Below are 14148 nucleotides of genomic sequence, written 5' to 3'. Positions count from 1 at the left end.
GACGTCATGCAGAGCCCACGATGACCATGCCAGAGCGGTGTCCTGCGCGGCCGGTCTGAAGTGAGTGGAAGCAAGCGGTTTTCGATCCGTCCGTGGGCTGCGGTTCTAGGTTCTCGCTCACGAAGGGGCGGTCGCCAGAGTGGCGCCGGGGAGCTACGTAGTGAGAGCAGCTGCGGCACGTCGTTGTGTGGTTTCCCTCGTAGGCACCCAGGGTTCGGTTGGTATGCGTATACCTTCAGGTACATCTTGCGCACCCCCGGGCCCCGGCACTTGCGGGGTCGGTGAGAGCCTAAACGTCGTAGGAACCCGAAAACTCGCAACGCAATGGTATTTTGGGTTCGACCGAGGTTAAGGAGATGCTCGTGGGCGCCGAGAGAGCCATCGAAGGCTTGCGTGCTGTGCTTCCCCCGTCTGCCCCGTTATCGGCGCTAGCCGAGCCCGCACCTTGGTCAGCTCGCGCGGCGAGGCCCGACGCGCTCGTGAGCATTGCGGGTCAAACGATCGAGATCGAGTGGCTGCGTGCCGGCACACTCCCGGCCGTGAAGAACGTCCTCAGCCGGCACCCACGTCCCCACGTCATTGTCGCGCCCAAGATGACCGAAGGCGCCCGGGCAGCCGCCTCCGAAGCGGGGGTTGGCTGGGTTGAAGAGACAGGGGCAGCTGAAATCATTCTTCCGTTCTTGGTTGTCAGCCGAACAGCGCCGCCGCAGCGCGCGTCGAAACAGGTGCGCTGGCGGGCTAGCGACCTCGGAGTCGCGGAAGCACTCCTCGAAGGAGTACGGCCAACGGTTGACGGAGTGACCAAGGCGACTGGCATGTCGTCCAGCACGGTGACGGCTTCGCTAGCGTTCCTCGCTGCCGAGGGACTGCTGGAAGCAGATGCAGCTCGCGGACGGAAGTCGGCGCGCACTTTGACCGACGCAGCCGCCCTCCTGGACAGCTACGCGTCCGCCGCCTCCGAATTCGTTCCGAAGGACGAGATTCAGGTAGGCCTGCTCGCCCGAGACCCCATGACCGCTATCGCTGAGATCGGTGAAGGTTGGCGCAAGCACAAAGTCAGCTGGGCGGCTACGTCCGCAGTCGCTGCCGCAGCTCTTGCCCCGTTCGCTACCCAGGTTGCGCCTCTTGTCGTATACATCGACGCCAACACTCACCCGCAGCTGGTCTCCTATGCAGGACTAGTCGATCTGTCTCCCATTCGTGGCGGGCGACTCGTACTGCGGCCCTTCCCTACGAAGGCGACCAAGAGACTCTGCAAACGGCGTGACGGGCTCGCTATCGTGCCGTGGGCCAGGTGTTATGCAGACCTCGTAACCACCGGTGTACGGGGAGAAGACATTGCGACCAACCTGCGAGAGGTGATGCTCAGTGAGCGAGTTGGAGCCGGAACGAAGTCGTAGGGCGCGAGCCGCCGCCGAGCTCGCCCTAGTCAGGGTCGCGTACCATTACGGGGCGAAGCCAGGTTTCGTGCTTCTCGGTGGCCTTGTTCCAGAGTTGCTGTGCTCGGACTCGGAATGGTTACACGCGGGAACGACTGACGTTGACGTCCAGGTGAATCTCGAGATTGCAGCTGGCGCAGCGAACGCGGCCCGCCTGGAGCGGGCGCTGAAGGACTCGCACTTCGAGCCGTCTGACGACAAGGTCTGGCGATGGAACCAAGTCGATGAGAACGGCAAGAAGACTGTCGTGAAGTTCGAACTCCTCGCAGACCTCGATGACGAGCGAGCAGAGGCTGTCGTTAATTTCGACGGCGCCGAGAGCCTCGGCGCGGTCAACCTGCGCGGTACCGGGTATGCCACCGAGGGTGCCGTCGAGCGCGAGTTCAGCGCAGAGGTCGACGGCGAGCTCAGGGTCGTTCGGCTCGACGTTGCCGGCCTGCCCGGTTACCTAATCGCGAAGGCCGCCGCGGCGCACGGTCGACACAAGCCTAAGGACTGGTACGACATCGCGTTTGTGCTTCTCCACAACAACGAGGGCGGCCATCGCGTCGCGGCAAACCGGGTAGTCGAGACCTTCGGGACATCACCAGGAACCCGCATGCACACTTGGTTGGTAAACCTTCGCGCCAACTTCGCCGACCCCGACGCCCCTGGGCCTCACGCATATGTGTCGCAGTTGCTCATTGACCATCCCGACGCCGACTTGGACCAAGCTGCGGCCGATGCGGTGTTGGCGGTCACGGAGTTCTACGGGATCGTCGCCGAGAGCTAGTACCTGGGAAGCAGCACCTTCGAGATGCCGGCTGGTCCCCGTTGGCGAGGTCATGCTGCGCGTCATTCCGCCGCCTGTCGGCAGCGTCGCCGGTTCGGGCGGACCGGCGCGTTGCCGCACAGCCCACCGGTACCGGTGACACGACCCGGACGGGTCTTCTGGGACTGGGGCTCAGTCGGATGCGACGCAGGGACAGTGCGACGGTCAGCGTCCCGCTTGAGGTTCCCGCTGCGGAGAGTGCCTCGGCGGCCGGCAGTTCCGTCTGGTAGTCGAGGAAGCCGAATTCGAACTGGTACGGCACGGCACGGAATCGTCACTGAGCGGGCTGAGAACCTTGACAGCGTTCCGGCACCGACATGACATCGGATTCTCGTGCGCCTCGAGTTTCCCTGAACCGCGGAGGCGGCCTTTCCCTGAACCGCGGTGTCGGCGCCAGCTACACGTACTAGCGGTGCCGCACACGTTCGCGGACGAGCTCCTGCAACTCGCCGAGGGCTCTGCTGGCCCGGAGCACCAGGCGTTGCTCACTCTCCGGTAGGTCGTTGAGAGCCCCCACGATGACATCGATGCGCCGTTGAGCGGCTGCGCGCATCAGCACGCTGCCGGCCTCGGTGGCCGAGACCACGACCATGCCGCCGTGGTCGGGGTGCGGGCGGCGCTCAGTCAGTCCGAGGTCGCACAACGCGTCGACGAGTCTGGACATGGTCGCGCTGGTCACGTCCTCGTCGCGAGCCAGTCGGCCGAGCGTTCGCGGGCCCCCGAAGTGCAGGACGGACAGGGCGCTCAGCCGCGCAGACGTGAGCCCCGACTCGGCGTCGACCCGGTGCATCGCGCGGAGAAGGTGAATGGCGAAGGAGTTCAGCCGTCGACTGGCCTCGCTCAACTCTTCCGTGCCCACGCGGCCCATGTTAGGTTGCCGAACAAGTATTCGCATCACTAACAAAGGGGTGTCGCGGATGAGACTCGTTCAGGTTGCCCTCCGGGCCACCGACCTCGACCGCGCGGCGGCGTTCTACGGCGACCTGCTGGGCGCCGAGCCGACCGGCCGTTTCGATCCGCCGGGACTGTTGTTCTTCGACCTGGGCGGCACCCGGCTGCTGCTCGACGCGAACGCGCCCTCGTCGATGCTCTACCTCGAAGCGGAGGACGTCCGAGCACACATCGAGGAACTGCGCGACCGGGTCGAGGTGGTGAGTGAGCCGCACCAGATCTTCAGCCACGAGGACGATGCCCTCGGTCCCGCTGGCACCTCCGAGTGGCAGGCGTTCGTCACGGACTCCGAGGGCAATACCGTGGGCCTGGTCAGTTTCGCTCAACTGGAATCGTGAGGCGACAGCGGTATCCTGCGCCAGTAATGTCCCCGGCCGGGAGGTGCGCCGATGTCTGATCTCGACTCTGTCTTCGGTCGACTTACAGGCATACTTCGCGAACAAGCCGAGGGTCTGGTCGCCACGCGCGACGACACAGAGCAGCTGTACCTGGAGACGCCGGAGGATCCTGCAGAGTTCTTCGGTGCCGTGATGCGCAAGAAGTCGCAAGTCGCGTACCACTTGATGCCGGTCTATCGCGACCCAGGGCTTCTCGACGGCCTCAGCCCGGCCCTCCGCAGCCGCATGCAAGGCAAGTCATGCTTCAACTTCACCCGGGTCGACGACGCCCTGTTTGCCGAGCTTGCCGTTCTCACTGGCCGTTGCCGAGCCGCTCAGGACGCCCACGACGGGTGACGACGCGCCTGATCGCTACGGAGCATGACCAAGTACGTCTCTACTTGAGTCCGCAACGGTCGCAGCTGCGCCGCAGGCCACGATCATCCAGGCGCCCCGTCATCGCTCGCACGTCGGGCCGCATCCAGCTCACCTTTTGGTGGCTCAGTTGAACGAGATTCACTGCGAGTGTTGGTAGACACGCGTGACGTTCTTCGCCGCCTTCGGTCTCCACGGCTGCCAGACTAGTCACTCGACCCTGGTGCAGGACCTCGTGATTGCGTGCATCGGGTCTCCGCAACGTGTCGCAGAGATGTATGGAGCCCTCCTCATGAAATGGTACCGCGTGCTTGCAGCAGCAGTCATCGCCCTGTTCGCCGTTTTCGCCACGATGCCAGCAAGTTCCTTCGCGGTGTCGTGCAACGAAACGAACTCTCTGAGCTCTATGAACTCGGACATGTACCGCCCGTTGAGCTCAGGGGCGCCCTCAAACGTCCTCATGGAGTCCGCGACCGGCCGGGTGTTGACCGTTACGGGCGCGCCAACCGGCCAAAGCCGTCTGAACTCAGTCGCGTCGAAGAATGTCCTTATGGACACCGCGACCGGCCAGGTGCTGATCGTGACGGGCGCGCCAACCGGCCAAAGCCGTCTGAACTCAGTCGCGTCGAAGAATGTCCTTATGGACACCGCGACCGGCCAGGTGCTGATCGTGACGGGCGCGACAACCGGCCAAAGCCGTCTGAACTCAGGCGCGCCCAAGAACGTCCTCCTGGACACCCCTACCGGCCGAGTGCTGACCGTCACGAGAGTGACATGCAAGTGACGTTGCCAACACCACGCTAGTAAACCTCACTCGGTCTGATCACTGAATCGCCCCGGGTTTCGTGGAGGCTCGATTACTTGGAACCTGCCCCGGCCAGGACGGGTGTCTCAGGGTAGTTCTGGGTGGTGATGCTGGCCCGCTGGTGAGCCCAGTGGTTGGCCTCGAACTCGGCCGGTGGGACGAGCCCGATCTCGCCATGAAGGCGCCTGTGGTTGAACCAGTCGACGTACTCGGCGACGGCAATCTCGACGTCGGTGACGCTCTTCCAGCCGCCCTTGGGTCGCATGACCGGGTTGCGAATGCACTCGGCCTTGAACAGCGAGTTGAGCGCCTCGGCCATGGCGTTGTCGTACGAATCGCCTCGCGATCCGACGGACGCGACGGCCTCGGCCTCGGCTAGCCGCTCGGTGTAGCGAATCGCTCGATACTGAACTCCACGGTCCGAGTGGTGGACCAGGCCGGTGACGTCTTGGCCGGCACGCTGACGCGTCCATAGGCCCATGTCGAGGGCGTCGAGCGCCAGATCGGTGCGCAGGCTGGTCGAGACCTGCCAGCCGACGATCATCCGGCTGAAGACGTCAAGGACGAACGCGACGTAGGTCCACCCGGCATGTGTGCGGACGTAGGTCAGATCGGCCACCCACAGCTGGTTCGGGCCGGTGGCGACGAACTTCCGCTTCACGAGGTCCTCGGGCCGCTCGGTCTCAGCACCGTCACCGACCGTGGTCTTGCGGGTCTTCTCCCGCGGGATCCCACGTAGCCCCTCGGCTCGCATCAGCCGCTCCACGGTGCACCGGGCGACCGGCACCCCTTCGCGGTTCAGCTCGGCATGGATCTTCCTCGCGCCGTAGACCCCCAGGTTCGCCCGGTGGGCGACCTTGATGTCCTCGACCAGCTCAGCATCACGCACTGCGCGTGCCGAGGGCGGCCGATTCTTGGCCGCGTAGTAGCCACTCGGGGCGATCTGCACGCCGGCGCTCTTCAGCACCGCGCAGATCGGCTCGACCCCGACCTCACGACCATCCACCACGTCACCGCGGTGGGCGTCGATGTAGGCCACTACCTGCTGGTGGGGCGGTCGAGCTCCGCCGCGAAGAAAGCCGCCGAGGTCTTCAAGATGTGGTTGGCCCGCCGCAGCTCGCGGACCTCCTGCTCGAGCTTCGCGATCCGCTCAGCCTCCGCCGTCGTGGTACCCGGCCGGACACCGCCGTCGATCTCAGCCTGACGAACCCAGTTGCGCAGGGTCTCGGGATGCATGCCGAGCTGCTCGGCCACTCGCTGGATCGCGCCGTTCTTCGTCGCCGGATTCTGCCGGAGCTCAACCGCCATCCGAGTGGCCCGCTCACGCAGCTCGTCGGGGTACTTCCTGGGTGCCGCCATGACTCTCATCCTCCATCGGTTGAGAGCCTCCACCAGACCCAGGGCGATTCACACGGTGAACTCCGCCTGTACCTGGCCGTATGCTGTGACAGCGCAGTGTCGACTCGCGCAGCCTCTCCGGGGGGAGAGGCGTGGGGCTGCCTGCCACTGTCGATAGGGTGGCAGGCAGCCCCGTTCGCTGACCCTCTGAGACGACGGTGGAGGTCGCTCAGCTGTCGGGTTGACCCGTCCGACAAGGGATCGTCACGCGGAGCGTGACCACATCGGGATCGTCACGCGGAGCGTGACCACATCGGGATCGTCACGCGGAGCGTGACCACATCGGGATCGTCACGCGGAGCGTGACCACATCGGGATGGGCTTGCGGAACTGAGTTGGCGCGTGTTCCGGTGAGGCGCTACCGAAAGACCTGGACGCCCGTCCAGGCGTCTGTCGTGCATTGACCGTCAGCGTTGTTTCCGGTGCTCAAGACCGTGCCATCGACTCTCAAGCCGAGGGTGTGGGTGGACCCTGCAGCGATCGCGACGATGCTCTCCCAGTCAGCGACATCGCACTGGCCGTGGCTGTTGTCACCAGCAGCGAGGGCGGTCCCGTTGGCAGTGACCGCGACTGAGTGATAGCTGCCCGCGTCCAGCTGCACGACGTTCTCCCAGTTGTCGACATCGCACGCACCCGTCGTCCGGGCTCCGGTGGCGAATACTCGTCCGTCACGTCGCAACCCGAGCGTGTGCATGTAGCCGGCCGCGACGGCGGCCAGATCGTGCCACCGTTCGACGGCGCATTGTCGGCGGCGGTTGACGCCCACCGCAAGAGCCGTGCCGTCGGCGCGCACTGCGACCGAGTGCCAGTCCCCACAGGACACGCCGATGATGTCGCGCCACGGGGCCACGTCGCACTGGCCCTCTGATCCTCGACCTGCCGCAGTGACGGTGCCATCGTCGAGCAGGCCGAGGGTTCTGCGCCAGCCTGCGGCAACGGCAATGACGCCCCGCCACGCGAGCACGTCGCATTGTCCGTCGTCGTTCCAGCCCGCGGCCAACACTGAGCCGTCCGATCGCAGGCCGATCGTGTGGGATCGCCCCGTGTTGTTCGCTGTATGAACATTGCCCACCGCCACGGCGACGATCGCGTCCCACGTCTCCACGCGGCACTCGTGCGCCGCATCGCTGCCAACGGCAAGTACGGTCCCGTCAAGGCGACGCCCGATTGAATGCCGCCTCCCTGCAGCGAGCGCCGGCGCTTCAGGTTGCACGGCGCGACTTCGCCTCGGCGACCAGTTCGAGAGCGGTCTGAAGTGCGGCGACTCGGTTGACCATGAGCGTTTGTCGCGAGGGCGAGAGCTTGCTGCCGCGGACTACGGCCTCACACTTTCGAAGGAGCGAGGCCAGTTCGACGTCCGCCTGCTCGAGATCGTTGATGTCTATGCCACCCATCATCGGCTGTGACGACGCCGATCCGTAGGCGGATCCGCGCTCGGGACCACCAAGCCTGAGTCATCGCGCCGCATAGGAGCATGGACGACGCCGCGGACCCGCGGTTCGCGCTGTCGGCATCGCACCACCGACGTATGCACGCCGACCGCGTACGTCACGCGCGGCACACGTTGCTCACCCCGGCTCGAGCACCCGCCGCAGGAACTGCTTCGTACGCTCTTGTTGCGGGTCGGAGAGCACCTCGGAGCCACCCTGCTCGGCGATGACGCCCCCGTCGAGGAAGAGCACCTGGTCGGCGACGTCGCGGGCGAAGCGGATCTCGTGGGTGACGATCACGAGGGTCCACCCCGACGTCGCGAGGTCGCGGATGACCGCCAGCACCTCGCCGACCAGCTCGGGGTCGAGCGCGGAGGTGGGCTCGTCGAGCAGGACGACCTCCGGGTTGAGGGCGAGCGCGCGGGCGATGCCGACGCGTTGCTGCTGACCGCCCGAGAGCTGCGAGGGGTACTGGTCCTCGCGGCCGGCGAGGCCGACCTGGTCCAGCAGCCGGCGGGCGTCGGTCGTGGCCTCCTCGACGTCGCGGCCCTGCACCTGCACCGGTCCCTCGAGGAGGTTCTGCAGGACGGTCTTGTGCGGGAAGAGGTGGTGCGACTGGAAGACCATGCCGCTGTGCGAGCGCAGCGCCTCGACCTCACGACGCCGGGTGGAGCGGTCGACCGACGCGCCGAAGTCGACCGTCGCGTCGCCGATGCGTACGGTCCCGCGGTCCGGCACCTCGAGCACGTTGAGCGAGCGCAGGATGGTCGTCTTACCCGAGCCCGAGGGACCGATGATCGCGGTGGCGGTGCCCTCGTCGGCGCTGAGGTCGACGCCCCGGAGCACCTCGTTGTCACCGAAGGTCTTGTGCAGCCCGCGGGCCTCGACCAGTGGGGTGGTGCTCATGCGGCGTACCTCCCGAGTCGCTTCTCCAGTGGTCCCTGTGCCTGCGAGACGAGGAAGCAGACGATCCAGTAGTAGAGCGCCGCGAAGAGGTAGAGCGGCATGAACTGCCCGCTCGACGAGGCGGCATTCATCGCCTGCCTCAGCAGCTCGGGCACGAGGATGATCGACGTCAGCGCCGTGTCCTTGATGAGCGACAGCAGCGTGTTGGACAGCGGTGGCACGGCGATCCGTGCGGCCTGGGGGAGCACGATGCGACGCATCAGCTGCGGGTAGCGCATGCCGATCGTGGTGGCGGCCTCGTACTGACCGCGCGGGACGGACAGGATCGAGCCGCGGATGATCTCCGCGGCGTAGCCGCCGACGTTGAGGCTGAGCGCGAGGATCGCCGCCCAGAGCGGTGGCAGCTTGAGCCCGACCTGCCCGAGGCCGTAGAAGAAGATGAAGAGCTGCACGAGCAGCGGGGTGCCGCGGATGGCGGAGATGTAGATGCGTGCGGGCAGCTGCACCAGCCGGTTCGACGACATCCGGGCGAGGGCCGTCACGAGCGCCAGGAGGAGCCCGATGGCGAAGCTGGCAGCGGTCAGCGGGAGCGTGTAGAGCAGCAGCGCCCTCAGCATCGGCCACGCGGAGTCCTGGACGATCTCCGTGGTGGAGCGGGTGTCGGAGCCCTTCACGTCGGTGACCTCCGCGGCGTCCTCGACGGTCACGTCGGCGCCGAAGTACGTCTCCGAGATCTTCGCGAGCGTGCCGTCGTCGGCGAGCGTGGCGAGCGCGTCGTCGGCCTCCTGCTGCAGCTCCGGGCTGTCCTGGCGGAAGGTCAGCGCCTGCCGGCTGACCTCGTCGCCGGCGTCGCCGACGATCTCGATGTCGTCGGACCCGGTAGAGGCGAGGTAGTCGAGGACCGCGATGTTGTCGTTGACGACGACGTCGACGCGCCCCTGCACGAGCAGCTCGGCCGCCTGGGCGAACTGGTCGACCACGCGGATCTCGGCGCCGGCGTCGCGGGCGACCTGCGCCCAGTTGCTGGTCTCCGACTCGGCGGCCACGAGGCCGTCGATGTCGTCGAGGGTCTTCACGTCGTCGTTGCCGGCGGCGGTGACGATTACTCCGCGGGAGTAGGTGTAGGGCGTCGAGAAGAGGTAGCGCGCCTCGCGGTCGGGGTTGATGGTGATCTGGTTGGCGATCACGTCGACGCGGCCGGAGTCGAGCGCCGGGAAGATCGAGTCGAAGGGAGCCTCGACGAACTCGAGGTCCCACCCGGCCTCGTCGGCCACGGCGCGGATCACCTCGATGTCGAAGCCGGTGAGCTGGTCGGTGTCGGGGTCGTGGAACGTGAAGGGCGGGTACGTCCCCTCCGTGCCGACGCGGACCGTGCGCGCCTCCGCCGGGCTGCTCGCCGACCCGGCAGACGCCGCGCTGCCGGTGAGGGCCACGGTTGCGACGAGCCAGCCCAGGAGGACGAGGGCGAGGACTCGCCGCAGGTGCTGCATTGACGTCACGCTAGTCGCTGCGGTTGGGGGCGTCGACGACGGTCACCCGTGGAGGTGCGGTGCGGGCGGTGTCGGCGTAGCGCTGCGCCAGCACGGCGAAGGCGTCGGTGAGCTCCGGGGGTTCGACGACCTCCATGCGCACCTCGAAGCGGCCGAAGGACGCAGCGAGCGAGCCCCAGGACCAGGAGCCGATCTCGAGGCTGCACCGGTGGTCGTCGAGGGCGCGGACCGTGCCGTCCCCGGCGAAGGGGAGGACGTCACGGGCGGGCAGGTCGAGGATGACGGTGCCGCGACAGGCCCACTCGTTCACGTCGCGCCCCTTGAAGCGGGCGGACACGAATTCCTCGACGTCGCCGCCCGGCACCTGCCGTGGTGTGAACCGTGGGCCCGTGGGGATGCGGGGCGTGACCCGGTCGACGCTGAATAGGCGCCAGTCCTCACGATCCAGGTCCCAGGCCAGCAGGAACCAGCGACCGTGCGAGGTGACGATGCGGTGCGGCTCCACGCGACGCGGCGGAGTGGTCGAATCCACGTCGTGGTCGGCGTCCGGGTCTGCGTCGCGGGCGGCGTAGTCGAAGCGCAGCACCTCCCTGGCGCGGACCGTCTGGGCGAGGGAGACGAGCACCTCGGTGGAGACCCGAGTGGGGCTGCCGCTGCCGACGCGCCCGGCGATGGCGGTGACCTCGATCGCGTCGAGCCGGTGCCGCAGCCGCGAGGGCATGACCTGCCGGATGGTCGCGAGGGCGCGGACGGCGTCTTCCTCGATGCCGACCCCGGCGGCGGGCGCGGTCTGCAGCGCGACCGCCACGGCGACGGTCTGGTCGTCGTCGAACAGCAGCGGTGGCAGCTCGCTGCCTGCCCCCAGCCGGTAGCCGCCGTCGGGGCCCATCGTCGCCTGGATGCTGTAGCCCATCTCGCGGAGCCGGTCGACGTCGCGTCGCACCGTGCGGTGGCTGACCTCCAGCCGCTCAGCCAGCACCGCGCCCGGCCAGTCGCGTCGGGTCTGCAGCAGGGACAGCAGGTGCAGCAGTCGCGAAGTCGTCGTGGTCATGTCTCGAGTCTCGTCAGGTGTAGGACCAAAACTGTCCTAGATGCCCGCGAGAGTAGTTCGTGCGAGGCCGATCCGGCCACGCCCACCTCTCAAGGAGCAAGCGATGACCATCCAGACCACCACCCACCTCAACTTCCGCGGCGACGCGCGTGCGGCGCTCGAGCTCTACCAGTCCGTGTTCGGCGGTCACCTCGTCATCACCACGTACGCCGACCTCGGCATGCCGGCCGAGGTGCCCGGTGCTGATCACGTCGTGTTCGGCCTCGTGGCCGCCGACAACGGGTTCCGCGTCATGGCCTACGACATCCCGGGCGAGACCGGCGGCAGCATCGTGGGCGGCACCACCACCCGCCGTGAGAACAACACCACGATCACCGACCAGGCGCTGTTCGTCTCCGTCAACGCCGACACCCTCGCCGAGGCGCAGGGCTACTGGGACGGGCTCGCAGCCGACGCCCACATCGTCGAGCCGCTCGCCGCCTCCGCGTGGAGTGCGGGCTTCGGCATGCTCACCGACCAGTTCGGCGTCACCTGGAGCGTGGGCGTGACCGCCGCCTGACGCAGCCCGCCGACGGTCGTCCCGCCGGCGTGACGGCCCGGGTGGTCGACGGCTGCCGACCACCCGGGACCGTCAGGCGATCAGCGGTTGGCCCGAACCGACGGGCCGGGGAGCGCTGCCCCGGCAGCGGCCGACGGGAAGTACTGGACCACGATCTGGGCGCCGTAGTACTGGCTGAAGCCCGACGGGGTGGCCCGGTTCTCCGTGACGGAGAAGGCGAAGGTGTGCGACCCGGCAGTGACCGGGGTGATCGCGAAGCTGGTCTGCCGCTGGTCGGAGAAGCCGTCGATGTCGCCGGCGTCCCAGTCGTAGAAGCCGAGGCTGCTGCCGTTGCGGGTCGGGGTGACCTCGAGGTACCGGCTGCCCGACGTAGCGTTGAACTCCGCCTGGAAGGTCACGAGCGCGACACCCGCGGTCGGGGCGTCGAGGACGACCGAGCCGAGCTGGTTCGCTCCCGCGGTCAGCGTCGCCTGCGCGGTGCGGGCGCTGGCCACGACGATCGGGCTCGACGTCGTGCCGCCGAGGTCCAGGTTGAGGGTGCTCTCGTCGATGTCGTCGCCGGTCAGCGAGTCGTCCCGCACGTGGGCGCCGGTCAGTGACCCGTCCGCCACCTGGTCGGCACCGATCGAGCCGTTCGCGAGCTTCGCGCCGGTCAGCGACCCGTCCGCCACCTGGTCGGCACCGATCGAGCCGTTCGCGAGCTTCGCGCCGGTCAGCGAGCGCGGCGCGATCTGGTCGGCACCGATCGAGCCGTCCGCCAGGTCAGCGCCGACGAGCGAGCCGTCCCGGACCTGGGTGCCGGTCAGCGACCCGTTCGCGACCTGGCCCGCCCCGATCGAGCCGTTCGCGAGATCAGTTCCGAACAGCGAGCCGTCCTTGACGAGGTCGCCGGTCAGCGTCGAGGTCACGAGGTCCGCGCCGGACAGCGAACCGTCCTCGACGTGGTCACCGGTCAGCGTTCCGCCGGCGACGTCGGCGCCGGTGACGGTGCCGTCGCGGAGGTCCACGCCGTTCAGGGACCCGTTGCGGACGATGCCGGAGCCGACCGCCTCGAGACCCAGGTCCTCGGTCTGGATCGAGCGGTTCTGGATCTGCGCACTGCCGACTGTGTTCTTGCCCAGTCCGGCCGCGACCGCAGCCCCACCTCCCCCGACAGCGATGACGAGCGCGAGGGTGGATGCGACGTTGGCGTAGGTCAGACGATGGTGCATGCGGGCCTCTCCTGAGGATGGTGGCGTTCCCGAGTGGGTCGACCCACCGATCGGACGGCGTGGCCCCTCCCTGAGCGTTCGGCCGGAGATTCCCACTCACGACCTCGACCCGGCTGCGCGACCAGGGGCGCTGCGTGCACCGTCGTCGGGCACACTGCACCCGTGTCCGACCCGCTGCGCAGCCTGCTCGCCGCGCCGCCGGACCTCCCTGTCACGGAGGGCCTGCCCGCGCTGGTCGAGGCGCTCCGGACCCGCCGTGTCGCGGTCGTCCAGGCGCCGCCGGGCACCGGCAAGACGACCCTGGTCCCGCCGGCGGTGGCGGGGGTCGTCGACGGGCGGGTCGTGGTGACCCAGCCCAGTCGGATCGCTGCCCGCGCGGCCGCCCGGCGGCTCGCCCAGCTGATCGGGGAGCCGGTCGGCGAGACCGTCGGGTACTCCGTGCGCGGCGAGCGCCGCAGCGGTCGGCACACGCGCGTCGAGGTCGTCACGACGGGGCTGCTGCTCCGGCGGATCCAGCAGGACCCTGAGCTCGCCGGGGTCGGGGCCGTCGTGCTCGACGAGGTGCACGAGCGGCACCTCGACGCCGACCTGACGCTGGCGCTGCTCGTCGACATCCGCGCCAACCTCCGCGACGACCTGTCGCTGGTGGCGATGTCGGCGACCGTCGAGGCCGAGCGGACCGCCGCGCTGCTCGACCCTGCCGGCGCGCCGGTGATCGACGTACCGGGCGCCCTCCACCCGGTCGGGACGGTGTGGTGCCCGCTGCCGGCGGGCTCACGGCGGACCGACGACCGTGGGATCACGCCGGCCTTCCACGACCACGTCGCGGCGACCGTGCGGCGCGCCCTGGCCGAGCGCGAGGGCGACGTCCTGGTCTTCGTGCCCGGCGTCGCGGAGGTCGAGGCGACCGTGCGCCGGTTGGCCGGCGTGGACGCGGACGTGCACGCCCTGCACGGACGGCTGCCCGCCGCCGAGCAGGACCGGGCGCTCAGCGAGGGTCCGCGCCGACGCGTGATCGTCTCGACCGCGGTCGCCGAGTCGTCGTTGACGGTGCCCGGTGTACGCGTCGTGGTGGACGCCGGGTTCTCCCGCGAGCCACGCACCGACCACCGTCGCGGGCTGGCGTCCCTGGTCACCGTCGCGGTGAGCCGCGCGGCGGCGGAGCAGCGGGCGGGTCGCGCCGGACGACTGGGACCGGGGACGGTGTTCCGCTGCTGGTCCGAGGCCGAGCACGCCCACCTCGCCGCCCACCCCGAGCCGGAGATCGCCACCGGCGACCTGACGGCCTTCGCGCTGGAGGTGGCCTGCTGGGGGAGCGACGTGCACGACCTGGCGCTGCTCGACC

14 protein-coding genes are annotated in these 14148 nt (G+C 68.3%); 7 read left to right on the top strand and 7 right to left on the bottom strand.

Annotated features, from left to right (window positions below):
* Positions 1-539 precede the first annotated feature (539 nt).
* Positions 540-1400, top strand: a complete 861-nt coding sequence (locus KDN32_RS12360; RefSeq protein WP_211732577.1) for a hypothetical protein — start codon at positions 540-542, stop codon at positions 1398-1400.
* Positions 1369-2211 (top strand): hypothetical protein, encoded by an 843-nt coding sequence (locus KDN32_RS12355; RefSeq protein WP_211732576.1) that lies wholly within the window; start codon positions 1369-1371, stop codon positions 2209-2211. The genes KDN32_RS12360 and KDN32_RS12355 overlap by 32 nt, the downstream gene beginning before the upstream one ends.
* Positions 2212-2656: 445 nt before the next feature.
* On the opposite strand, the gene KDN32_RS12350 is transcribed toward KDN32_RS12355, so the two are convergent.
* Positions 2657-3109: a MarR family winged helix-turn-helix transcriptional regulator gene (locus KDN32_RS12350; protein ID WP_211732575.1), complete on the bottom strand. Its 453-nt coding sequence runs from the start codon at positions 3107-3109 to the stop codon at positions 2657-2659.
* Positions 3110-3167: 58 nt separating this feature from the next.
* Between KDN32_RS12350 and KDN32_RS12345 the strand changes: the two genes are divergently transcribed.
* From KDN32_RS12345 to KDN32_RS12335, 3 genes are all read left to right on the top strand, one after another.
* The gene (locus KDN32_RS12345; RefSeq protein WP_211732574.1) at positions 3168-3539 is read left to right on the top strand and encodes a VOC family protein; all 372 of its coding nucleotides are present in this window, start codon (positions 3168-3170) and stop codon (positions 3537-3539) included.
* Positions 3540-3590: 51 nt separating this feature from the next.
* Complete coding sequence (locus tag KDN32_RS12340; RefSeq protein WP_211732573.1) at positions 3591-3935, top strand: hypothetical protein; 345 nt, start codon at positions 3591-3593, stop codon at positions 3933-3935.
* Positions 3936-4119: 184 nt separating this feature from the next.
* Entirely contained in the window at positions 4120-4737 is a 618-nt protein-coding gene (locus KDN32_RS12335; protein ID WP_211732572.1) for a hypothetical protein, read from the top strand.
* Positions 4738-4810: 73 nt separating this feature from the next.
* Here the strand turns inward: KDN32_RS12335 and KDN32_RS12330 are convergent.
* The 5 genes from KDN32_RS12330 to KDN32_RS12310 form a co-directional block, all read right to left on the bottom strand.
* Positions 4811-6117 (bottom strand): IS3 family transposase gene (locus tag KDN32_RS12330; protein WP_249216358.1). Its coding sequence is split into 2 segments (ribosomal slippage): positions 4811-5838 and positions 5838-6117, totalling 1308 coding nucleotides; the frame shifts between segments, so codons are not numbered across the junction.
* Positions 6118-6514: 397 nt separating this feature from the next.
* Positions 6515-7261, bottom strand: a complete 747-nt coding sequence (locus KDN32_RS23340) for an RCC1 domain-containing protein (RefSeq protein ID WP_211732571.1) — start codon at positions 7259-7261, stop codon at positions 6515-6517.
* Positions 7262-7724: 463 nt separating this feature from the next.
* Positions 7725-8492: an amino acid ABC transporter ATP-binding protein gene (locus KDN32_RS12320; protein ID WP_283093535.1), complete on the bottom strand. Its 768-nt coding sequence runs from the start codon at positions 8490-8492 to the stop codon at positions 7725-7727.
* A complete protein-coding gene (locus tag KDN32_RS12315; protein ID WP_211732570.1) occupies positions 8489-9982 on the bottom strand; it encodes an ABC transporter substrate-binding protein/permease in 1494 nt (497 codons plus the stop codon). Before KDN32_RS12315 ends, KDN32_RS12320 begins: the two co-directional genes overlap by 4 nt.
* Positions 9983-9992: 10 nt before the next feature.
* Positions 9993-11033, bottom strand: coding sequence for a helix-turn-helix transcriptional regulator (locus KDN32_RS12310; RefSeq protein ID WP_211732569.1), 1041 nt, complete (start codon positions 11031-11033; stop codon positions 9993-9995).
* Between the two features lie 103 nt (positions 11034-11136).
* On the opposite strand from KDN32_RS12310, the gene KDN32_RS12305 reads away from it, so the two are divergent.
* Entirely contained in the window at positions 11137-11592 is a 456-nt protein-coding gene (locus KDN32_RS12305; RefSeq protein ID WP_211732568.1) for a VOC family protein, read from the top strand.
* 80 nt (positions 11593-11672) lie between these two features.
* On the opposite strand, the gene KDN32_RS12300 is transcribed toward KDN32_RS12305, so the two are convergent.
* A complete protein-coding gene (locus KDN32_RS12300; RefSeq protein ID WP_211732567.1) occupies positions 11673-12803 on the bottom strand; it encodes a hypothetical protein in 1131 nt (376 codons plus the stop codon).
* A 162-nt stretch (positions 12804-12965) separates the two neighbouring features.
* Between KDN32_RS12300 and KDN32_RS12295 the strand changes: the two genes are divergently transcribed.
* The coding region (locus KDN32_RS12295) for a helicase-related protein (protein WP_211732566.1) at positions 12966-14148 on the top strand (1183 nt) is incomplete at its 3' end.

Origin of the sequence: Nocardioides palaemonis (assembly GCF_018275325.1) — a bacterium.
Taxonomy (GTDB): Bacteria; Actinomycetota; Actinomycetes; order Propionibacteriales; family Nocardioidaceae; genus Nocardioides; species Nocardioides palaemonis.
The sequence above is the reverse complement of the archived record's forward strand: the minus strand, read 5'-3'. Positions and strand labels throughout refer to the sequence as shown.

Bases quoted from the DNA above. Each gene is read 5' to 3' on its own strand.
- KDN32_RS12340 (WP_211732573.1), top strand. From the start codon at position 3,591: ATGTCTGATCTCGACTCTGTCTTCGGTCGACTTACAGGCATACTTCGC.
- KDN32_RS12300 (WP_211732567.1), bottom strand. From the start codon at position 12,803: ATGCACCATCGTCTGACCTACGCCAACGTCGCATCCACCCTCGCGCTC.
- KDN32_RS12320 (WP_283093535.1), bottom strand. From the start codon at position 8,492: ATGAGCACCACCCCACTGGTCGAGGCCCGCGGGCTGCACAAGACCTTC.
- KDN32_RS12305 (WP_211732568.1), top strand. From the start codon at position 11,137: ATGACCATCCAGACCACCACCCACCTCAACTTCCGCGGCGACGCGCGT.
- KDN32_RS12310 (WP_211732569.1), bottom strand. From the start codon at position 11,033: ATGACCACGACGACTTCGCGACTGCTGCACCTGCTGTCCCTGCTGCAG.
- KDN32_RS12345 (WP_211732574.1), top strand. From the start codon at position 3,168: ATGAGACTCGTTCAGGTTGCCCTCCGGGCCACCGACCTCGACCGCGCG.
- KDN32_RS12315 (WP_211732570.1), bottom strand. From the start codon at position 9,982: ATGCAGCACCTGCGGCGAGTCCTCGCCCTCGTCCTCCTGGGCTGGCTC.